20 protein-coding genes are annotated in these 19,085 nt (G+C 72.8%); 7 read left to right on the top strand and 13 right to left on the bottom strand.

The window, feature by feature from the left end:
* Nucleotides 1-435, top strand: a 435-nt coding sequence (locus tag VF825_RS16945) for a proteasome activator (protein WP_331115516.1), incomplete at its 5' end; no start/stop codon positions are given.
* Nucleotides 436-469: 34 nt separating this feature from the next.
* On the opposite strand, the gene VF825_RS16940 is transcribed toward VF825_RS16945, so the two are convergent.
* Entirely contained in the window at nt 470-1,243 is a 774-nt protein-coding gene (locus VF825_RS16940) for a DUF2182 domain-containing protein (protein WP_331115514.1), read from the bottom strand.
* Nucleotides 1,209-1,823 carry a DUF1326 domain-containing protein gene (locus tag VF825_RS16935; protein WP_331115512.1) on the bottom strand — a complete coding sequence of 205 codons (615 nt, stop codon included), beginning with the start codon at nt 1,821-1,823 and terminating at the stop codon, nt 1,209-1,211. The genes VF825_RS16940 and VF825_RS16935 overlap by 35 nt, the downstream gene beginning before the upstream one ends.
* An 85-nt stretch (nt 1,824-1,908) precedes the next feature.
* Here VF825_RS16935 and VF825_RS16930 point away from each other — a divergent pair, with 85 nt between their 5' ends.
* Both VF825_RS16930 and VF825_RS16925 read left to right on the top strand, forming a co-directional pair.
* The gene (locus tag VF825_RS16930) at nt 1,909-2,880 is read left to right on the top strand and encodes an acetylxylan esterase (RefSeq protein ID WP_331115510.1); all 972 of its coding nucleotides are present in this window, start codon (nt 1,909-1,911) and stop codon (nt 2,878-2,880) included.
* Nucleotides 2,877-3,938, top strand: a complete 1,062-nt coding sequence (locus VF825_RS16925; RefSeq protein ID WP_331115508.1) for an SIS domain-containing protein — start codon at nt 2,877-2,879, stop codon at nt 3,936-3,938. Before VF825_RS16930 ends, VF825_RS16925 begins: the two co-directional genes overlap by 4 nt.
* A 2-nt stretch (nt 3,939-3,940) precedes the next feature.
* Here VF825_RS16925 and VF825_RS16920 read toward each other — a convergent pair whose 3' ends face one another.
* The 5 genes from VF825_RS16920 to VF825_RS16900 form a co-directional block, all read right to left on the bottom strand.
* On the bottom strand, nt 3,941-4,159 hold the full coding sequence (locus VF825_RS16920; protein WP_331115506.1) for a dodecin: 219 nt from the start codon (nt 4,157-4,159) through the stop codon (nt 3,941-3,943).
* 92 nt (nt 4,160-4,251) lie between these two features.
* Nucleotides 4,252-5,319: an AI-2E family transporter gene (locus VF825_RS16915; RefSeq protein WP_331115504.1), complete on the bottom strand. Its 1,068-nt coding sequence runs from the start codon at nt 5,317-5,319 to the stop codon at nt 4,252-4,254.
* Entirely contained in the window at nt 5,316-6,989 is a 1,674-nt protein-coding gene (locus VF825_RS16910) for an FAD-binding dehydrogenase (RefSeq protein WP_331115502.1), read from the bottom strand. The genes VF825_RS16915 and VF825_RS16910 overlap by 4 nt, the downstream gene beginning before the upstream one ends.
* Nucleotides 6,990-7,030: 41 nt before the next feature.
* Nucleotides 7,031-7,540: a flavodoxin domain-containing protein gene (locus tag VF825_RS16905; protein ID WP_331115500.1), complete on the bottom strand. Its 510-nt coding sequence runs from the start codon at nt 7,538-7,540 to the stop codon at nt 7,031-7,033.
* Nucleotides 7,537-9,045 carry a DUF4389 domain-containing protein gene (locus tag VF825_RS16900; RefSeq protein ID WP_331115498.1) on the bottom strand — a complete coding sequence of 503 codons (1,509 nt, stop codon included), beginning with the start codon at nt 9,043-9,045 and terminating at the stop codon, nt 7,537-7,539. Before VF825_RS16900 ends, VF825_RS16905 begins: the two co-directional genes overlap by 4 nt.
* 195 nt (nt 9,046-9,240) lie before the next feature.
* Here VF825_RS16900 and VF825_RS16895 point away from each other — a divergent pair, with 195 nt between their 5' ends.
* Nucleotides 9,241-9,396, top strand: coding sequence for a hypothetical protein (locus VF825_RS16895; RefSeq protein ID WP_331115496.1), 156 nt, complete (start codon nt 9,241-9,243; stop codon nt 9,394-9,396).
* Between the two features lie 115 nt (nt 9,397-9,511).
* Here VF825_RS16895 and narI read toward each other — a convergent pair whose 3' ends face one another.
* The 6 genes from narI to VF825_RS16865 all read right to left on the bottom strand — a co-directional run bounded on the left by narI (nt 9,512) and on the right by VF825_RS16865 (nt 17,997).
* A complete protein-coding gene (narI, locus tag VF825_RS16890; protein ID WP_331115494.1) occupies nt 9,512-10,240 on the bottom strand; it encodes a respiratory nitrate reductase subunit gamma in 729 nt (242 codons plus the stop codon).
* Entirely contained in the window at nt 10,237-10,908 is a 672-nt protein-coding gene (gene narJ / locus VF825_RS16885; protein WP_331115492.1) for a nitrate reductase molybdenum cofactor assembly chaperone, read from the bottom strand. Before narJ ends, narI begins: the two co-directional genes overlap by 4 nt.
* Nucleotides 10,901-12,571: a nitrate reductase subunit beta gene (narH, locus tag VF825_RS16880; protein ID WP_331115490.1), complete on the bottom strand. Its 1,671-nt coding sequence runs from the start codon at nt 12,569-12,571 to the stop codon at nt 10,901-10,903. The genes narJ and narH overlap by 8 nt, the downstream gene beginning before the upstream one ends.
* The gene (locus VF825_RS16875) at nt 12,571-16,248 is read right to left on the bottom strand and encodes a nitrate reductase subunit alpha (RefSeq protein WP_331115518.1); all 3,678 of its coding nucleotides are present in this window, start codon (nt 16,246-16,248) and stop codon (nt 12,571-12,573) included. Before VF825_RS16875 ends, narH begins: the two co-directional genes overlap by 1 nt.
* A gap of 2 nt (nt 16,249-16,250) precedes the next feature.
* Nucleotides 16,251-17,465 carry a NarK/NasA family nitrate transporter gene (locus VF825_RS16870; RefSeq protein ID WP_331115488.1) on the bottom strand — a complete coding sequence of 405 codons (1,215 nt, stop codon included), beginning with the start codon at nt 17,463-17,465 and terminating at the stop codon, nt 16,251-16,253.
* 154 nt (nt 17,466-17,619) lie between these two features.
* Nucleotides 17,620-17,997 (bottom strand): hemerythrin domain-containing protein, encoded by a 378-nt coding sequence (locus VF825_RS16865; protein WP_414695890.1) that lies wholly within the window; start codon nt 17,995-17,997, stop codon nt 17,620-17,622.
* A gap of 137 nt (nt 17,998-18,134) precedes the next feature.
* Between VF825_RS16865 and VF825_RS16860 the strand changes: the two genes are divergently transcribed.
* The 3 genes from VF825_RS16860 to VF825_RS16850 form a co-directional block, all read left to right on the top strand.
* Nucleotides 18,135-18,485 carry a LuxR family transcriptional regulator gene (locus VF825_RS16860; RefSeq protein WP_331115483.1) on the top strand — a complete coding sequence of 117 codons (351 nt, stop codon included), beginning with the start codon at nt 18,135-18,137 and terminating at the stop codon, nt 18,483-18,485.
* Nucleotides 18,486-18,526: 41 nt separating this feature from the next.
* Nucleotides 18,527-18,868, top strand: a complete 342-nt coding sequence (locus VF825_RS16855) for a YciI family protein (protein WP_331115481.1) — start codon at nt 18,527-18,529, stop codon at nt 18,866-18,868.
* Nucleotides 18,869-18,897: 29 nt separating this feature from the next.
* A partial coding sequence (locus VF825_RS16850) for a DUF998 domain-containing protein (protein WP_331115479.1) occupies nt 18,898-19,085 on the top strand: 188 nt, incomplete at its 3' end.

Here is a 19,085-nt window from a genome sequence, read left to right as displayed (position 1 = left end):
GAGCAGCCGGCCAAGGTCATGCGCATCGGCTCGATGATCAAGCAGCTGCTCGAGGAGGTCCGCAACGCGCCGCTGGACGAGGCCGGGCGGGCGCGGCTGGCCGAGATCCACCGCCGCTCGCTGTCCGAGCTCGAGGAAGGGCTCGCCCCCGAGCTGGTCGAGGAGCTCGAGCGCATCACGTTGCCGTTCAACGACGCCGCGCCCTCCGACGCCGAGCTGCGCATCGCCCAGGCCCAGCTGGTGGGGTGGCTGGAAGGGTTGTTCCACGGCATCCAGACCGCGCTGTTCGCCCAGCAGATGGCGGCCCAGGCCCAGCTGCAGGAGATGCGCCGGGCCCTGCCCCCGGGACACGGACCGGCCGGCCCCGGACACCACCCGATGCCCGGTATGCCGCGCCACGGGGACGAGACCGGCCCCACCGGGCAGTACCTCTGAGTCCGCGCCGTCGGGGGCTGCCGGGCTCGCCGGCCTACGCCCCGATGAGGGCGGCCTGCCAGGGCACGACCACCGCCAGGACCAGCAAGAGGGCCCCGACGGCCAGGCTCAGGCGTGGCCCGTGGCGCCACGCCTTCTCGAGCAGGATGACGACCGCCAGCGCGGCCATCCACACCATGTTCATGACGCCCACCGCGACGAGGACGAGCATGAGGCTCCAGCAGCAGCCCAGGCAGTAGCCGCCGTGCCAGGCGCCGACGCGGCCGTCGCGGAGCCGGCCGGTGAAGGAGCCGACGTGCATCAGCACCCCCAGCGGGGAGCGGCAGTGGGCCAGGCACCGGGCCTTGAGCGGGCTGAACTGGTAGGCCCCGGCCAGCACCAGGGCGGCGCTCGCGGCCACGACCCGCGCCCGGCCGCTGGTCATCGTCACCGCGTCGAGCCACCGGGTCAGCCCGAAGGCGACGAGCCCGTAGGCCGCCCAGGCCAGGAAGTAACCGGACAGCAGCGCCGTGACCCTCGCCACCCGGGCCGGGCCGCTCGTCCGGGCCGAGACCACCCGCAGGTACAGCCGCGCGACGGGTGCCACCGCCGGCAGCATCATGGCGGCCATCATCGCGACCCACAGGCCCAGGAACGGCACGAGCGCCGAGGGCGCACCCGAGCCGCCCATCGAGGCGGACATGGACATCGACGGGGCGCTGGACCAGGTCAGCAGCCACGCCCAGCACAAGGCCGCGACGCCGAGCAGCGCCGCCCACAGGACCGCGGTGTCGCTACGCCGACCAGGCGAAGTCGCGGTAGTGGCCATTCTTGCCCGTGTTGTCGAAGGACCAGCCGTAGTCCGGGTCGTTGAAGGTCCCGACCGTGCTCCGCGCCACGGGCAGGTCCGTGCCCATGGGGTGGAACACGTTGACGATCCGCATGACCGGGCTGTCGGGGGCCCGGACGCCGGTGACCTCGAAGTCCATGATGCCGGGGACGGTCACGCGTCGGGTGTCGTCGTGGGACTCGAAGGTGATCGGCACGAACTTCACCCCCACCTGCTCGCCGATGAGGGTGGCAAGGAACTCCGGCATCCCACCCCTGGCGCCCGAGAGGATGGGGCCGAGCGCCTCCCGCTGCGCCTGGTCGGCACGTTCGTCGATGTAGACGGCCACCCGCCAGCCGCCCTCGCCCATCACCTGCGGCGCGTCGACCACGAGGATGATCCCGAGGCCGTCGAGGCGGATGCCGTCGGACTCCCCGTCGGTGACCCGCATGGCCAACGGCACGAGGCAGCGCTCGTTGTCGGCCGGCGCCTGGAACGCCGACGTGACGCACGGGCAGAGGATGTCGCAGTTGCAGTTCTCGAGGTACTCGCCGGTCAGGTGCCAGGCCACGTCGCTCACCCCATCCACTCCCCTGCCCCGCCCTCCAGTATCGGCCGCCGGAATGCGACAGGGCATACGCCAGAACGCGCAATAGGGTCGGGCCATGCCCCTGTTCGACCTGTCCCTGGATGAGCTGCACGCTTACCGTCCCGAGCGCGCCGAGCCGGAGGACTTCCGCTCCTTCTGGGACGCCACGCTCGCCGGGGCGCGCCGCCACCCGCTCAACCTCACGCTGGCCGACCACGACCTGCACCTGCCGCTGGTCGAGGCGATGGACCTGTCCTTCAACGGCTTCGCCGGCCAGCGGGTGCGTGGCTGGCTGCTGCGACCGCGCGGCCTCGAGGGCGACCTGCCCGCGGTGGTGCACTACCTCGGCTACGGGCAGGGACGCGGCGAGCCGCTGGACTGGCTTGCCTGGCCGGCCGCCGGCTTCGTCACGATCGTCATGGACACCCGCGGCCAGGGCGCCCGCGGCGGCACCGCCGGGGCCACCGGTGACCCGGCCGGCAGCGACTCCCCGCACGTCGAGGGGTTCCTCACCCGCGGGGTGCTGGACCCGCACGACTACTACTACCGCCGGGTGTTCACCGACGCGGTGCGCGCCGTCGAGGTTGCGCACACCCTCGACGGCATCGACCGCGCGCGGGTGGCGGTCCATGGCGGCAGCCAGGGCGGGGCGATCAGCCTCGCCGCCGCCGCGCTGGCCGACGGCGTCGCCGCGGCCATGGTCGACGTCCCCTTCCTGTCGCACGTCGCCCGCGCCATCGAGGTCACCGACACGCCGCCGTATGCCGAGCTGCTGGGTTTCGTGCGCACGCACCGCGACCGGGTGGCCCAGGCGCTGGCCACGATCAGCTACTTCGACGGGATGACCCTCGCGGCGCACGCCGACGTCCCCGCGCTGTTCTCGGTGGCGCTGATGGACCCGATCTGCCCGCCCTCGACGGTCTTCGCGGCGTACAACCACTACGCCGGGCCGAAGGAGATCGACGTGTTTCCTTACAACGAGCACGAGGGTGGCGGCACACACCAGAGCGCGCGTCAGGTGCGGTGGCTGCGGGAGCGCTTCGCGTGAGCGGCGCGTCGCCGGACACGACCGGCGCCACCGCACCCGGCTTGCTCATGGCCGCCGAGGTCGCGTCACAGCCGGAGGTGCTCGAGCGGGTGCTGCGCGAGGCGCCGGCCGCCGTGCGGGAGGTGGCCGCGCAGGTGCGCCGGTACGCGCCCCGGTTCGTGCTGCTCGCGGCCCGGGGCACCAGCGACCACGCCGCGCTCTACGCCAAGTACCTCATCGAGACCACGCTCGGCCTGCCCGCGGGCCTGGTGTCCACCTCGACGTACACGACCTACGGCGCCGAGCCCGACCTGTCCGGGGTGCTGTGGGTGGCGGTGAGCCAGTCCGGCGGCTCGCCCGACCTGGTCGAGTCGACCCGCCGGGCCCGCGCCGGTGGGGCACTGACGCTGGCCGTCACCAACGCCCCCGGGTCCCCCCTGGCCGAGGCGGCGCAGCTGCACCTGGACATGCTGGCCGGGCCGGAACGCTCGGTCGCCGCGACCAAGACCTACACCGCCAGCCTGCTCACCCTGCTCCTGCTCGTCGAGGCGTGGCGAGACGCCGACCCGCTGGACCTGCAGGGCCTGCCGTCGCTCGCGCACGCCGCGCTCGACCTGCCGCAGGTCGCGGCGGTGGCGGCGCGATACCGGTTCGTGGACAAGCTGGTCACGACCTCACGCGGCTACGCCTACCCCACCGCGCGGGAGGCGGCGCTGAAGCTCATGGAGACCTGCTACCTGTCGGCGCACGCGTTCTCCGGGGCCGACCTGCTGCACGGCCCGCTGGCGCTGATCGACGCCGACCGCCCGGTCGTGGCCATCGTGCCCGAAGGCCCGGGCGGGCGGGCCCTGGCCCCGGTGCTCGAGCGCCTCGTCGAGCGGGGCGCGGACCTGTGCGTGGTCGCGCCCCCCGGCGTCGGCGCCGAGCCCACCGTGCCGCTGCCCGCGGGCATGGTCGAGCGGGTCGCCCCGATCGTGCAGATCATCCCGCTGCAGCAGCTCGCGCGGGAGCTGGCGGTGTCGCGGGGTCAGGACCCCGACGTGCCGCGAGGCCTGTCGAAGGTCACCCGGACCCTCTGAGCTCAGTCCTCGGACTGCTCGATCCGGAAGCCGACCTTGAGGCCGACCTGGATGTGCGCGATACCGCTGTCATCGAGCTGCCCCCTGATCTCGGAGACCTCGAACCAGTCGAGGTGCCGGGTGGTCTGCCCGACCCGGTCGATCGCGTTGCGGATGGCGGCGTCGACGCTGTCGGGTGAGGACCCGACGACCTCGATGACGCGGTAGACGTGACCGGACACGGTGCCTCCCTGGGCAGGTGGTCCCGGCGCGGGGTGGCCGGGGGTCCATTCGACTCCTCCCCGGCAGCGCTGTCGACCGCAACGGGCCGCGGTCAGCCGCCTGCGGCCGCCGCGTCGAGGCGGACCGTGGTGCGCACGTTGTTGAGGACCGCGACCAGCGGCACCGCGATGAACGCGCCGAACACCCCGCCGAGGATGGTGCCGCCGGTGACCGCGAGCAGGATCGCCAGCGGGTGGATGCTCACCGCCTTGCCGAGGATGTAGGGGTTGAGCATGTTGCCCTCGAGCTGGACGGTGAGCACCAGCGCCACCGCCATGACGATCGCCACGGCCACGCTCTTGGTCACCAGCGCGACCAGCACCACGACGATGCCGGCGACCACCATGCCGACCAGCGGGATGAGCGAGCCGAGGAAGAGCAGCACGCCCAGCGGGATGACCAGAGGCATCCCGGCGACGAGCATGACGATGACCATCGTCAGGGAGTTGATGAACGCCAGGACGACGCAGCCACGCATGTAGGCGCTGAGGGTGCGCCAGGCGACCTGGCCGGCGTGGGCGACCCGCGGCTCCTCCCGGTCGGGAGCCAGGCTGACCACCCAGCGCCAGATCTGGCCGTCGTCAAGCAGCATGAAGCAGATCGCGAACAGGCACAGCACCCCGCCGCTGATGACGCTCAAGGCGCTGCCCGCGGTGGCGAACACCCCCGAGACGATGCTGCCCTGGTTGTTGGCCAGGGCCTGCTGCAGGTTCGTGCCGATCTGGTCGACCTGCCTGGCGGACAGGTGCAGGGGGCCGTGCACGAGCCAGTCCTGGATCGAGGTGAGGGCGTTGCGGAGCTGGTCGCCGATGAGTGCGGCGTTGCTGGCCACCTGCGAGACGGCGAACCACACGGCGAGCCCGATGGCGACGACGCCCACGATGAACACCCCGATCGCGGCGACCGGACGGGGTACGCCGCGGCCGACGAGCCAGGCCACGGCCGGCTGGAGCAGGGCGCTGACGAGCAGGGCCACGACCACGGTGATCGTGACCAGGCTGATGGCGTTGAGGATCTGTAGCAGCACGTAGATCGCGGCCGCGATCAGCAGGAACCGCAGCGACAGGTCGGCGATGGCCCGCAGCTCCCGCCCGCTCTGCCCACGCGTCGGCATGCTCATGCGACCTCCTCCGCGGCAGCGCGACCGGCTGCCCTTCCCGAGAACAGGCAGCCGCCGAGGAAGGTCCCCTCCAGCGCCCGGTAGCCGTGCATCCCGCCACCGCCGAAGCCGGCGACCTCGCCGGCAGCGTAGAGCCCCGGCACCGGCGACCCATCCGCGCCGAGCACCCGCGCGGAAAGGTCGGTCTCCAGCCCCCCGAGGGTCTTGCGGGTCAGGACGTGCAGCCGCACCGCGATCAGCGGGCCCGCCTTGGGGTCGAGGATGCGATGTGGGGTGGCGGTGCGGATCAGCCGGTCCCCACGGTAGGCGCGGGTGCCGCGCAGCGCGGTGACCTGCGCATCCTTGCCGAAGTCGTTGTCGAGCTCGCGGTCGCGGGCCACGACCTGGCGCTCGATCTCCGCGGGGTCCAGCAGCGGCTCGAGGGTCAGCGCGTTCATCCCGGCGACCAGCTCGGGCAGGGTGTCGGCGACGACGAAGTCCGCGCCGTGCCGCTTGAACGCCTCCACCGGCCCGGGCGCGCCGGGCAGCGCGCGGGCGAGGACCTGCCGCACCGAGCGGCCGGTCAGGTCGGGGTTCTGCTCCGAGCCGGAGAGGGCGAACTCCTTCTCGATGATCTTCTGGGTCAGCACGAACCACGAGTGGTCGTGGCCGGTGGTGCGCAGGTGGGCCAGCGTGCCGAGGGTGTCGAAGCCGGGGAAGAACGGCGCCGGCAGCCGGCGACCCAGCGCGTCGAACCACAGCGAGGACGGCCCCGGCAGGATCCGGATGCCGTGCCCGGGCCAGATCGGGTCCCAGTTCTGCAGGCCCTCGACGTAGTGCCACATCCGGTCCCGGTTGACCACGTTGGCCCCGGCGGCCTCGCTGATGCCGATCATCCGCCCGTCGACGTAGGCCGGTACGCCGGTGACCATCTCCCGCGGCGGTTCGCCGAGCCGGGCCGGCCAACTCGCCCTGACCAGGTCGTGGTTGGCGCCGATGCCGCCGGAGGTCACCACGACCGCCTGGGCCCGGACCGCGAAGTCGCCCACCACCTCACGGCTCGTGGCTGCGCCGCGGGGCTCGTGCGCCGGGGCGAGCCGGCTGCCGCTGACGCCGGTCACCACCCCGCCCTCGAGCGTGAGCGCATCGACGCGGTGCCGGAAGCCGATGCGCACCCGGCCGTCGTCGGCGGCCTGGCGGACCCGTCGGACGAACGGCTCCAGCACCCCGGGCCCGGTCCCCCACGTGACGTGGAAGCGCGGCACCGAGTTGCCGTGCCCGGTGGCGCTGCCGTCACCGCGCTCGGCCCACCCGACCACCGGGAAGAAGCGCACGCCGCGCTCGCGCAGCCACGCCCGCTTCTCGCCGGCCGCCCACTCCACGTAGGCCCGGGCCCACTGCCGGGGCCACCGGTCCTCGCGCTCCCGGTCGAAGCCGGCCGTGCCGGTCCAGTCCTGCCAGGCCAGGTCGAAGGAGTCCTTGATGCCCAGTCGCCGCTGCTCGGGCGAGTCCACGAGGAAGATGCCGCCGAAGGACCAGAACGCCTGCCCGCCCAGGTTCTCGGGCGACTCCTGGTCGAGCAGCAGGACGCTGCGGCCCGCCTCCACCAGCTCGGCCGTGGCTACGAGGCCCGCCAGGCCGGCCCCCACGACGATGACGTCGGCATCCCCTGCACTGCGTCCGGCAGACATGCGCGCAGTATGCCGTGCCCCTCACCCGGGCGCGCAGGATCTCAGCCAGCGTGCTGCTGTGGGACCAGCGCAACGGCGATCTGCCGCCCCCACTCCTGGACCGCCGGCCAGTCCCGGAAGTCGCCGTACGGGGCGTGGACGACGCCGACGACCGCCCGCTCGGCCAGGCCGAGGTCGTCCCGGTCGAGCCGGCCGAGGAAGACCTCGTGCCCCCGGGCGTCGAGCTCACCGGCGATCTCGGTGGCGTCGTGGGGTTCGGACTCGTGCACCGGCTGCTCCCCCAGCGGCCCGCTGGAGAACAGCCACACCGGCTTGTGCAGCAGCTCCCCGGCGTTGCGCCGGGCGAAGCGGCGGGCAGGCTCCAGCCAGCGCCCCAGGTAGACGGCCGAGCCGAGCACGACGGCGTCGTAGGGCCCCACGTCCAGGGCGTCCTCGACCACGTGAACGTCCACCTCGGCACCGGGGAGCTCCTCGCGCAGCGTGTGCGCCAGGGCCTCGGCGATGGCCAGGGTCGACCCGTGCCGGCTGGCCTCGGCGACGAGGACCTTCATGTCCGGCCCGCCCGCGGGATGGCGAGGACCACGAGGAGGACACCGGCGACGATGAGCACCAGCGCCAGGACGAGCGGTGCCACCCACAGCCAGTGCAGGACCGGCAGCGTCGCGCCGGCGTCGGCGCGGACGATGACCCCGGGGCTGCCGTCGGGGTGCATGACCACGACGGTCCAGTCGCTGGACTGGATCGGCCACACGAGCTCCTGCGGGCCGGTGCCGGAGACGCTGGCCGCCCAGATGCCCGCCTGCTCCGGCGGCACGGTGGGCGCCCCACCGGTCACGTCGCGGTAGACCGGCGCCCCGTTGCGGAAGCCGATCACGGTGGAGTGGTCCACCCCGGCCAGCCACGCCGCGGCGTCCGCGGTGTGCGCCACGCCGATGAACACCGGCCGGGGGTCGAGCGACTCCGCCCGCACCCGCGCGTCGCCGAGCGCCCACGACGCCCCGCTCCAGTCCTGCCCGGACGCGCCGACCTGCACCGCGCTGCTGGCGATGGCGCTGGTCGAGGTGGCGAACGTGCGCGAGGCGGTGGTGACGAAGCCGGCCCGGTCCCGGGAGGCGAGGTTGAGCACCCCGAGCCCGGCCGAGGCGGCCAACAGCCCCAGCGACCCTGCGAGCAGCACGGCGCCGGCGACGACGGAGACGATCCGGCCCCCGGTCCACCGCCGTCCCGCCGCCTCCGGAGGTGCGGGCTGCGCCATGGCGGCCGGTGGGGCTGACGTCGGGCCGCCGGGCGGCCCTGCTCCCTGCGGAGCCGCCGTGTCGACAGGCGGCTGCGCCTCGACAGGCGGCTGCGCCTCGATGGGCTGCTGCGGCGGTGGTGTCCCGATGGTCATGCGCGCCTCGGAGGGGTCGTCGCCGCCGGGGTCGAAGCGGAACGGCGGGTACTCGTCGGTCATCAGCGCCGCGTAGGCGGCCACGCGCAGCACCCAGCGGTTCATCCCGAGCACGAAGTCGAAGACCGACTGCGGGTAGCGCCCGGTCACGAGCAGCACCACCGCGCCGACGAGGACCATCAGCCCGATCAGCCCGCTGGACCAGACCCGGGTCCGGTTGTCGCTGGAGGCCAGCGCGAGGGAGCCCCCGGCGAAGAACGCGACGACCAGGTAGTGCGGCAGGGCCAGCAGCCAGGTCTTGACCAGGACCAGGCCGCGGGAGAGCTTCTCGGGGTAGGCCACCTCGAGGTGCGCCGGGTAGTCGGGCACCTCGTCGAGGGTGAACGGCGGGTAGCGGTCGGTGCCCAGGGCGCCGTAGGCGTAGTAGCCCACCCGCCAGCTCCACCGCAGCACCCCGACGTTGAAGTCGAAGATGGCCCGGGGGTAGTGCCCGGTGACCAGGATCGCGAAGAACGCGACGATGCTGAGCACCACGAACGCGGCCCAGAGCACGAGCAGCACGAGGTAGTGCGGGATGGCCAGCAGCCACTTGACCAGCCACAGCCAACGGCTGAGGCCGGGGTCAAGGTGGGCGTCGACACGGACGGGGTAGCCGGCGGTGCTCATGGCGCCTCCCAACGGGAGCAGCGGCGCGGTCATGGCCAGCGTGGCGCGGGTGGCCCCGGGCCGGTCAGGACCTTCCGCCCACGGGAGCCGCCGGGCGCCGACAGGAACCGACAGGAACTCCCATGAGCCTCATCCGTTGAAAAGAGCCCCACTTGGGTACACCCTGATCTCCCCACCTCTCACAAGGAGACCAGCGTGATCATTCTCGGACTGATCCTGTTGATCATCGGCATCGTCGCCGGCATCTCGATCCTGACGACGATCGGCACCATCCTCATCATCATCGGTGCCGTGCTGTGGATCCTGGGAGCGACCGGCCGCGCCGTCGGCGGTCGCAAGCACTACTGGTAGCCGCGCCCCGGCGCACCAGCGCACATGAGAGACCGAAGGGCCCTGCCGGCAACGGCAGGGCCCTTCGCCCTTCGCGGCCACCAGGGAGAGCGTCGCCGCACGGAGTCGTGGAGCCCTAGCGCCCCACGTCCTGCCGGTCCCAGCCTCGCCGGGTGGCGCGCGCGCCGAGCCGGCCCTCAGGCTTGCTGCGGTAGACCACGTAGGGCCGCCACAGGTAGCCCACCGGGGCGCTGAAGACGTGCACCAGCCGGGTGAACGGCCACAGCGCGAACAGGCCGAACGCCGCGAGCCCGTGCAGCTGGAAGGTCAGGGGTGCGGCCACCATGAGCTCGGGGTGCAGCGAGAACCGGAAGATCCCGCGGAACCAGATCGACACGCCCTCGCGGTAGTCGTAGTGGTTGACGACGTTGCCGAGCACCGTGTTGGCCAAGCCGAGCAGGATCACGGTGGCCAGCACGGCATACATCGCCTTGTCCATCCGCGTGGTGGCGCTGAACACCGGCCCGACCGTCCGGCGGCGGTAGATGAGGATGACCATGCCCACGACCGTGCACACGCCGGCGACCGCACCGATGCTCACCGCGAGGAAGTGGTAGACGCCCTCGGAGATGCCCACCGCCTCGGTCCACGGCTTCGGGATGCCCAGGCCCATGACGTGGCCGCCGAGGACGAACAGCAGGCCGAAGTGGAACAGCGGGCTGCCCCAGCGCAGCAGCCGCGACTCGTAGAGCTGCGAGGACCGCGTGGTCCAGCCGAACTTGTCGTAGCGGTAGCGCCACCAGTGCCCGACGACGAACACCGCGAGGCAGACGTAGGGCCAGACCACCCACAGCAGCGTGCTCATCGGCGCACCCCCACGCTCGCGAGGTCGATGAAGGCGGTCCGCGGGGCCGGTTCCGCGGTGACGGGCACGCCGGTGGGCGGGCCGAACGGGTCGAGCCCGACGTCCTCCCCCGGCGGGCCCTGGGCGACCAGGCGGCGCACCGCGTCTCGCTCGTCGCCGCGCAGGGCGGGCAGGGTGGCCGAGACCGCGTCCATCGCCGCGGCATACGGCGAGCCGGCGTCGCGCAGCGACAGGTGCAGCAGCTCCAGCCCGGCGCGGTGCTCCAGCAGCAGGCGGCGACCGGCGGCCGGGTCGACGGACCCGGCGAACTCGAGCAGCACGCACAGGTGGTCGGGCAGCTCGCCGTCGTCGAGCTCGACCCCGGCGGCGCGGTAGGCCTGCTTGAACGCCAGCAGGGCCGCGCCGCGCTTCCGCGTGTCGCCGAAGGCGTAGTAGGTGAGGTAGAGGCAGCACCGCCGTCGCTGGTCGAACGTCGCGACGTAGTCCTGCTGCAGCGCCAGCAGCGGCACCTGCCCCAGGTGCTCCAGGAGCGGCCGCAGCAGCCGCCCCTGCGGGAGCCCCGCGCCGACCTCCGCCAGGACGGGCAGGTCGGCCACCAGGTCCGGCTCCGGGTAGTCCAGCAGCCGCGAGACCACCAGGTGGCACCGGGCGTCGGAGGACTCAGCCACGCCGCTCCTCCTCCGTGCGCTCGGGGAACAGCCCCTCGGGGGTTCCCTTGCCGTCCCAGTTGAGCAGGTTGACCCGGCGCGCCTTGTCCTCCGGGTCGGTCGAGCGGTCGGCCGTCTGCCGTTGCTTCAGCGCCTGGTAGCTCTCGACCGCGACGGGCTGGGCCGGCCGCCCGGAGCCCTCGCCGAACGGCCCGGAGCCGCCCATCCCCGGACCACCCTCGTAGTCGAGGCTGCACTCCGTGGCGAGCTCCTCCAGCGCGTGCGCCTGCTCGGCGTGGGCCGGCGGGATGACGTACCGCTCGTCGTACGGCGCCAGCGCCAGCAGCCGGTACATCGCGTACATGTCCTCCTCGGACATCCCGACCGCGGCCGGGATCGAGGCGTCGCCGTCCCGGCCGAAGTTCAGGTCACGCATGTAGGACCGCATGGCCGCGAGCTTGCGCAGCACCCGGTTGACCGGGTCGGTGTCGCCGGCCGTGAACAGCTCGGCGAGGTACTCCACCGGGATCCGCAGCGCCTCGATCGCGGCGAACAGCGTGCCGGCCTCCTCGGCGTCCACCCCGGTCTCGCGCACCCGGTCGACCACCGGCGACAGCGGCGGGATGTACCAGACCATCGGCATCGTGCGGTACTCCGGGTGCAGCGGCAGGGCCACCTCGTAGCGGTTGATGAGCGCCCACACCGGGGAGCGCCGGGCCGCCTCCACCCAGTCGTGCGGTATGCCGGCCCGTTCCGCCTCGCGCGCGACCTCCGGGTCGTCCGGGTCCAGGAAGCAGGACCGCTGCGCGGCGAGCAGCTGCTGCTCGTCCTCCACGGACGCCGCCTCGAGGACCCGGTCCGCGTCGTACAGGACGAGGCCGAGGTAGCGCAGCCGCCCCACGCACGTCTCGGAGCACACGGTGGGCAGGCCGACCTCGAGGCGCGGGAAGCACAGGGTGCACTTCTCGGCCTTGCCGGTGCGGTGGTTGAAGTAGACCTTCTTGTAGGGGCAGCCGGTCACGCACTGGCGCCAGCCGCGGCACCGGTCCTGGTCGACGAGGACGATGCCGTCCTCGGCCCGCTTGTAGATGGCGCCGCTGGGGCACGAGGCGGCGCAGGCCGGGTTGAGGCAGTGCTCGCAGATCCGCGGCAGGTGGAACATGAACGTCTGCTCGAGCTCGCCCTTGACCTGCTCGGAGACCCTCTGCAGGACCGGGTCCTGCTTCGTCAGCTCGGGCGCGCCGCCGAGGTCGTCGTCCCAGTTTGCGCTCCAGCTGATCTTCATCGGCTTGCCGCTGATCAGCGAGTGCGGCCGCGCCACCGGCGTGTGCTCCTGCAGCGGCGAGCTGATCAGGGTGTCGTAGTCATAGGTCCACGGCTCGTAGTAGTCGCCGATCGAGGGCATCGTCGGGCTCGAGAAGATCGTCATCAGCCGCTTGAGCCGGCTGCCCGTGCGCAGCCGGAGGCGGCCACGCCGGCCCAGCTCCCAGCCGCCCTTCCAGCGCTCCTGGTCCTCCCACGTGCGCGGGAACCCCTGCCCCGGGCGGGTCTCGACGTTGTTCCACCAGACGTACTCCACGCCCGAGCGGTTGGTCCATGCCTGCTTGCAGGTGACGCTGCAGGTGTGGCAGCCGATGCACTTGTCGAGGTTCATCACCATCGCCATCTGCGCCATGACCCTCATCAGTAGACGACCTCCTGGCTGCGGCGGCGGATGACGGTGACCTCGTCACGCTGGTTGCCCGTGGGACCGATGTAGTTGAAGCCGTAGGTCAGCTGGGCGTAGCCGCCTATGAGGTGGCTGGGCTTGACCAGCAGCCGGGTGGCCGAGTTGTGGATGCCGCCCCGGCGACCGCTCGCCTCGGCCCGCGGGACGTCGATGACGCGGTCCTGCGCGTGGTACATGTACACCGTCCCGGCCGGCATCCGGCTGGACACCACCGCCCGGGCGACGACGACGCCGTTGCGGTTGACCGCCTCGATCCAGTCGTTGTCGCCGATCCCGACCAGCGCGGCGTCGGCGGCGCTCATCCAGATCGTGGGTCCGCCCCGGGACAGGCTCAGCATGAGCAGGTTGTCCTGGTACTCCGAGTGGATCGACCACTTGGAGTGCGGCGTGAGGTAGCGGACGGTCAGCTCGGCGCCGCCGTCGTGGCCCAGCCGCGGCTCACCGAACAGCTGGTGCATGTCCAGCGGCGGGCGGAACACCGGCAGTGCCTCGCCCATCTCGTGCATCCAGTCGTGGTCGAGGAAGAAGTGCATCCGCCCGGTCAGCGTGTGCCACGGCTTGAGCCGCTCGGTGTTGATGACGAACGGCGAGTAGCGCCGTCCGCCGTGCTCGCTGCCCGACCACTCCGGCGAGGTGATCACCGGCGTCGGGCGGGCCTGCGTGTCGGCGAACGTGATCCGGCGGCCCGCCTCGCTGGAGGACAGGTCCGCGAGCCGGACGCCGGTGCGCTCCTCGACGCGCTCGAAGCCCTGCGTCGCGAGGCGCCCGTTGGTCGTGCCGGACAGCGCCAGGATCGCCTCGCACACGTGCTTGTCCGTCGCGAGCAGAGGGCGGCCGTCCGCGACGCCGCCGTGCGCGACGCCGTTGTGCCGGCCCAGCCACTCCACCTCGGCCCCGGGGCTGAACGGCACCCCCTTGGTGACCATGCCCAGGCGGTCGGTCAGCGGCCCCAGCGCGCGCATCTTGTCGGCCACCGCGGCGTAGTCGCGCTCGACCACCACCAGCCTGGGCATCGTCACGCCGGGCACCGGCTCGCACTCCCCGGCCCGCCAGTCGCGGACCCGGCCGCCGGGGTTCTGCATCTCGTCGGGGGTGTCGTGCTGCAACGGCACGGCGACGATGTCGCTGCGGGTGCCGAGGTGCTCGGCGGCCAGGGCGCTGAACCGCTGCGCCAGGCCCTGGAAGGCGTCGAAGTCGGTGCGGGTCTGCCACGGCGGCGCGATCGCCGGGTTGAACGAGTGCACGAACGGGTGCATGTCCGTGGAGGACAGGTCGTGCTTCTCGTACCAGGTGGCCGCCGGCAGGACGACGTCGGAGAACAACGTCGTCGAGGTCATCCGGAAGTCCAGCGTCAGCAGCAGGTCGAGCTTGCCGTCGTGGGCGTCCTCCCGCCACAGCACGTCCCGCGGCCGCTGGTCCTCCGGCGCCTCGGTCGCGAACACGGACGCGTCGGTGCCGAGCAGGTGCTTGAGGAAGTACTCGTTGCCCTTGGCCGAGCTGCCGAGCAGGTTGGACCGCCACACCGTGAGCACCTTGGGCGCGTTGCCCGGCCCGTCCGGGTCCTCCGCGGCGAAGCGCAGGTCGCCGAAGCGCAGCTGCTCCACGACGTATGCCGCGGGGTCGGCCCCCGCGGCCCGCGCCTCGTCGACGAGGTCGAGCGGGTTGCGGTCGAAGGTGGGGTAGGACGGCATCCAGCCCAGCCGGGCGGACAGCGCCAGCAGGTCCGGCGTGGTCAGCCCCTCGAAGCGCCCGGTGGCCAGCGGCGAGGTCATCGTCGTCGCCGGGTAGGCGTCGTAGCGCCACTGGGAGGTGTGCAGGTAGAAGAAGCCGGTGCCGATCATCTGCCGGGTGGGCCGCGACCAGTCCAGGCCGCCGGCGTACTGCTGGTAGCCGGTGATCGGGCGCACCTTCTCCTGCCCGACGTAGTGCGCCCAGCCGCCGCCGTTGACGCCCTGGCAGCCGGTGAGCGTGGTCAGGGTCAGGAACGCCCGGTAGATCAGGTCGGAGTGGAACCAGTGGTTGGTGCCGGCCCCCATGAGGATCATCGAGCGGCCACCGGACTCCTCGGCGTTGCGGGCGAACTCGCGCCCGATCCGCGCCGCCGTCGCCGCCGGGACCGAGGTGATGCCCTCCTGCCAGGCGGGGGTGCCCGGGGTGGACGCGTCGTCGTAGCCGGTGGGCCACTGGCCGGGCAGGCCGGCCCGGCCCACGCCGTACTGCGCCAGCAGCAGGTCGAACACTGTGGTCACCAGCCGGCCGCCGACCCGGCGCACCGGCACCCCGCGCTCCACCACGCCGGCGGAGCCGTCCGGCGCGTCGAACCGCGGCAGCCGCACCGTGACCGGGGCGAGCCCGGCTGCCCCCGGTGCGTCTCCGGCATACAGGGTGAGCAGCGGGTCCACCCCACCGAGGTCGAGGTTCCACCGCCCCTTGCCCTCCTCGCCGTAGCGGAAGCCGAGGGAGCCGTTGGGCACGACCGGGTTGCCCGCGGCGTCGAGCAGCACGGTCTTGGACGAGGCGTTCTCGGAGGTGTCGCCGACCTGGTCGGCGGTGACGAACTTGCCCGGCACCCAGGCCCCGTCGCGCTCCTCGAGGGTCACCAGGAAGGGCAGGTCGGTGTAGGTCCGGCAGTAGGACTCGAAGGCCGGGGTGGTGCGCTCGACGAAGAACTCACGCAGGATCACGTGGCCCATCGCCATCGCCAGGGCGCCGTCGGTGCCGGGGTGCGGCGCGAGCCACTCGTCCGCGAACTTGGTGTTGTCGGCGTAGTCCGGGGAGACCACCACCACCTTCTGGCCGCGGTAGCGCGCCTCGGTCATGAAGTGCGCGTCCGGGGTGCGGGTGACCGGCACGTTCGAGCCCCACATCACCAGGTAGGAGGCGTCCCACCAGTCGGCGGACTCGGGCACGTCGGTCTGGTCGCCGAACACCTGCGGGGAGGCCACCGGCAGGTCGGCGTACCAGTCGTAGAACGAGAGCATCGTCCCGCCGATCAGCGAGATGAACCGTGCCCCGACCCCGTGGGAGACCATCGACATGGCCGGGATCGGGGAGAACCCGGCGACCCGGTCCGGCCCGTCGGTCCGGATCGTGTGCACGTGCGCCGCGGCCGCGATCTCCAGCGCCTCGTCCCAGGTCGTGCGCACCAGGCCGCCCTTGCCGCGGGCGGCCTTGTAGCGCCGGGCCCGCACCGGGTCGGAGGTGATCTCGGCCCACGCCGCCACGGGGTCACCGAGCCGGGACCGGGCCTCGCGGTACATCTCCAGCAGCACGCCGCGCACGTAGGGGTAGCGCACCCGGGTGGGCGAGTAGGTGTACCAGGAGAAGGCGGCGCCGCGAGGGCAGCCGCGCGGCTCGTACTGGGGCCGGTCGTCGCCGACCGAGGGGTAGTCGGTCTGCTGGGCCTCCCAGGTGATGATCCCGTCCTTGACGTAGACCTTCCACGAGCAGGACCCGGTGCAGTTGACCCCGTGCGTGGAGCGCACCACCTTGTCGTGGCTCCACCGGTCCCGGTAGAAGGTGTCGGCGTCCCGGCCGCCGGTCTTGTGGAGGGTGCGCAGGTCGGCCGACACCTCGGCGGGGCGGAAGAAGCGGCGGGTCCGCAGCAGGGCCTCGGTCAGCTCACCGTCCATCGTCACGACGCGGTTCCCCCTGCGGTCGCCGCTGCGCCGGTATGCCGTGCCCGTCCGGTCCCGAACGCCCGCCAGGTGAAGACGGCGGTGCCCAGGCTGACCAGGGCCAGCAGGGCGAGCCCGAGGCTGTAGTCGTGGCTCCGGCTGTAGATGACGCCCATCACCAGGGGCGGGATGAAGCCACCCAGGCCGCCGGCGGCGCCGACGATGCCGGTCACCGCGCCGACCTGCGGGGGCTCGACCAGCCGGGACACCAGGGCGAACACCGCGCCGGAGGCTCCGCCGAGGAACGCGGCCAGGCCGAGGAAGGCGACGGTGCCGACCGGGATGAGCGCGAGCTCGAGCGAGGCGAGGCCCGCGAGCGCGGCCACGCCCAGGAAGCAGACGGCCAGCACCGGCACGGGGTGCCACTTATCCGAAATCCACCCCCCGACCGGGCGCATGGCCACCGCGAGGACGACGAAGCCGGCGGTCCGCAGCGCGGCGTCGCCGCGGGTCAGGCCGAAGGCGTTCACCAGGTAGGTCGGCAGGTAGACGCTGAACGCGACGAAGCCGCCGAAGCCGATGGCGTAGAGCAGGGACAGCTTGAGCGCGACGGGGCGCTTGAACGTCGTCCACGCCCGGGCCATGAACGAGCCGGTCGCCGGGACGCGCCCGGGGGCGTCGCGCAGCAGCAGGCGCGCGACCACGGCATACACCGCGAGGACCACCGCGACCAGCACGAACGGCGCAGCGCGACCCCAGGTGTCGGCGATCGCCACCGTGGTGAACGCCGAGACGGCGGTGCCGCCCATGCCGGCCCCGAAGATGCCGATCGCGGTGCCGCGGCGCGCCGGGGGGAACCACGCGTTGACGAACGGGACCCCGACCGCGAACGCCGTGCCGCCGATGCCCAGGAAGAACCCACCGACCAGCAGGGCGGCGTAGCTCGTGCCGGCCAGGCCCACGAACAGCACGGGCACGATCGTCAGGGCCGCGACCGCGGGGAACATGGTGCGCGCCCCGAGGCGGTCGGTCAGCGCCCCGACGGGGATGCGTCCGAGCGAGCCGACCACGACCGGCACCGCCACCAGCAGCGACTGCTGGACCGCGCTCAGGCCCAGCTCCTTGGCGTAGGCGGGGGCGAGCGGGCTGATCAGCGCCCACGCCCAGAAGCAGATCAGGAACCCCGCGGTGGCCAGCACCAGCATCCGGGTGCGCTGTGACTCCTCAGCCATCGGGATCCCCTTACGTCTGGGGCCGGGCTACCGGCCACGGCATGACGCCACCTCGATGATGGCGCGACCCGTACCGTGGCGCAGGTCGAAGCCGGACGCCGGGGCCGATGGTCCCGCAGCCTGGCGACCTTGGTCCCAGGGCTGCTCGCCCGCCTCACGCGCGCTCGGTGACCCACTCCCAGTCGGGCCCGTCCAGCGCGATGGCGGCAGCCGGGAAGAGGCCGTTGTCCTCCCGGTCGATGTGGTTCCGCAGCAGCCGCTCGAAGAGCGGGTACGCCGCGTGGTCGCCTGCCTCGATCCGCGTCAGGTGCCCCTCGAGCAGCTCGTGCTCCCGGCACAGGGAGTCGATGTGGTCGGTGAACTCGGGGTCCTTGCGCATCTGCGCGAACAGCGATCGCTCCTCGCTGCCCGTGTGGGGGTCCAGCGCGGCCCGCACCTTGTCCGCGGCGGCACGGATCTCGTCGGGGTCACCACGCTCCACCGCGCGGCGCAGGTCGCCGGCGAGGTTGACGATGTCGTCGTGCTCGGCCATGAACCGCCCGATCACGGTGATGCTTCGGCACCCGCAGTAGGAGCACATGCAGCCATCATCGCGCGAAAGGGTGCCGTCGGGACGAGACTCAGTCGTTGACACGGACGGACCCGAACGAGACGAAGGGAAGACCAGCGATGGACACCACGAACCTCGACCAGCAGGTGAGCGAGCTGGGCGACGCGGCCGGGAAGGCCGGCAACGGACGCAGCGCCCGGATGCTCTACGGCGGCCCCACCTCGACCCTCACCCAGACCGTCATCGCGATGCGCGAGGGCGCCCGGCTCGGCGACCACGAGAGCCCGGGTGAGGCCACCATGCTGGTGCTGCGCGGTCGGTTGCGGGTGGCCAGCCAGGGCCAGTCATGGGAGGGGGCAGAGGGCGACCTCCTCGAGCTGCCCCTGGAGACGCACGCCGTCGAGGCAGTCACGGACGCGGCGTTCCTGCTGACTGCGGCGAAGGTCCGCGGCCGGCGAGCCGAGGCCTGACGTCCGGCCCGCGCGCGCCGGGCAGGTCTACCGTGCGGGAGATGAACCTCGAGTCCTACGAGCTGGTGGTGCTGCGCCGCCCGGCCGACGCCACGCCGTACGACGAGGCAACGCTGGAGCGGCTCCAGACCGAGCACCTGGCCTACCTCGCGTCGCTGCGCCAGGCCGGGCACGTCGTCACCAACGGCCCGGTGCTGGACCAGCCGGACGCGTCGCTGCGCGGCCTGACCTTCTTCTGCACGGGGTCCCTCGACCGTGCCCGGGAGCTCGCCGAGGCCGACCCCGCGGTGCGCGCCGGCCGGCTTGCCGTCGAGGTGATGACCTGGTGGTGCCCGGCCGGCTCGATGACCCGGCCGGGCACCCCGGTCGCGCTCGAGGCCTGAGCCGGGTGCGCGGCGCCCAGCCGGCACGCGTGCCGTGGTGGGGCCTGGCCTCCGCGGTCGCCGCCCCGGTCCTGCTGGTCGGGGGCTGGACCTGGGCCCAGGCGGTCCAGCCGGCGCCGTTCGACCCGGTCCGGCAGACCATCAGCGCGCTCGCGGCCACCGGCGCGCCCCACCGGGGCGTGATGACGGTGGCCCTGCTCGGGCTCGGCGTCGCCCA

The organism is Oryzihumus sp. (genome assembly GCF_036391795.1).
In the GTDB taxonomy this organism is placed as follows: Bacteria; Actinomycetota; Actinomycetes; order Actinomycetales; family Dermatophilaceae; genus Oryzihumus.
The sequence above is the reverse complement of the archived record's forward strand: the minus strand, read 5'-3'. Positions and strand labels throughout refer to the sequence as shown.

Bases quoted from the DNA above. Each gene is read 5' to 3' on its own strand.
- VF825_RS16855 (WP_331115481.1), top strand. From the start codon at position 18,527: ATGAACCTCGAGTCCTACGAGCTGGTGGTGCTGCGCCGCCCGGCCGAC.
- VF825_RS16930 (WP_331115510.1), top strand. From the start codon at position 1,909: ATGCCCCTGTTCGACCTGTCCCTGGATGAGCTGCACGCTTACCGTCCC.
- VF825_RS16865 (WP_414695890.1), bottom strand. From the start codon at position 17,997: ATGGCCGAGCACGACGACATCGTCAACCTCGCCGGCGACCTGCGCCGC.
- VF825_RS16915 (WP_331115504.1), bottom strand. From the start codon at position 5,319: ATGAGCATGCCGACGCGTGGGCAGAGCGGGCGGGAGCTGCGGGCCATC.
- VF825_RS16900 (WP_331115498.1), bottom strand. From the start codon at position 9,045: ATGAGCACCGCCGGCTACCCCGTCCGTGTCGACGCCCACCTTGACCCC.
- VF825_RS16875 (WP_331115518.1), bottom strand. From the start codon at position 16,248: ATGGACGGTGAGCTGACCGAGGCCCTGCTGCGGACCCGCCGCTTCTTC.
- narI (WP_331115494.1), bottom strand. From the start codon at position 10,240: ATGAGCACGCTGCTGTGGGTGGTCTGGCCCTACGTCTGCCTCGCGGTG.
- VF825_RS16940 (WP_331115514.1), bottom strand. From the start codon at position 1,243: ATGGCCACTACCGCGACTTCGCCTGGTCGGCGTAGCGACACCGCGGTC.
- VF825_RS16870 (WP_331115488.1), bottom strand. From the start codon at position 17,465: ATGGCTGAGGAGTCACAGCGCACCCGGATGCTGGTGCTGGCCACCGCG.
- VF825_RS16905 (WP_331115500.1), bottom strand. From the start codon at position 7,540: ATGAAGGTCCTCGTCGCCGAGGCCAGCCGGCACGGGTCGACCCTGGCC.
- VF825_RS16860 (WP_331115483.1), top strand. From the start codon at position 18,135: ATGGACACCACGAACCTCGACCAGCAGGTGAGCGAGCTGGGCGACGCG.
- narH (WP_331115490.1), bottom strand. From the start codon at position 12,571: ATGAGGGTCATGGCGCAGATGGCGATGGTGATGAACCTCGACAAGTGC.
- VF825_RS16910 (WP_331115502.1), bottom strand. From the start codon at position 6,989: ATGTCTGCCGGACGCAGTGCAGGGGATGCCGACGTCATCGTCGTGGGG.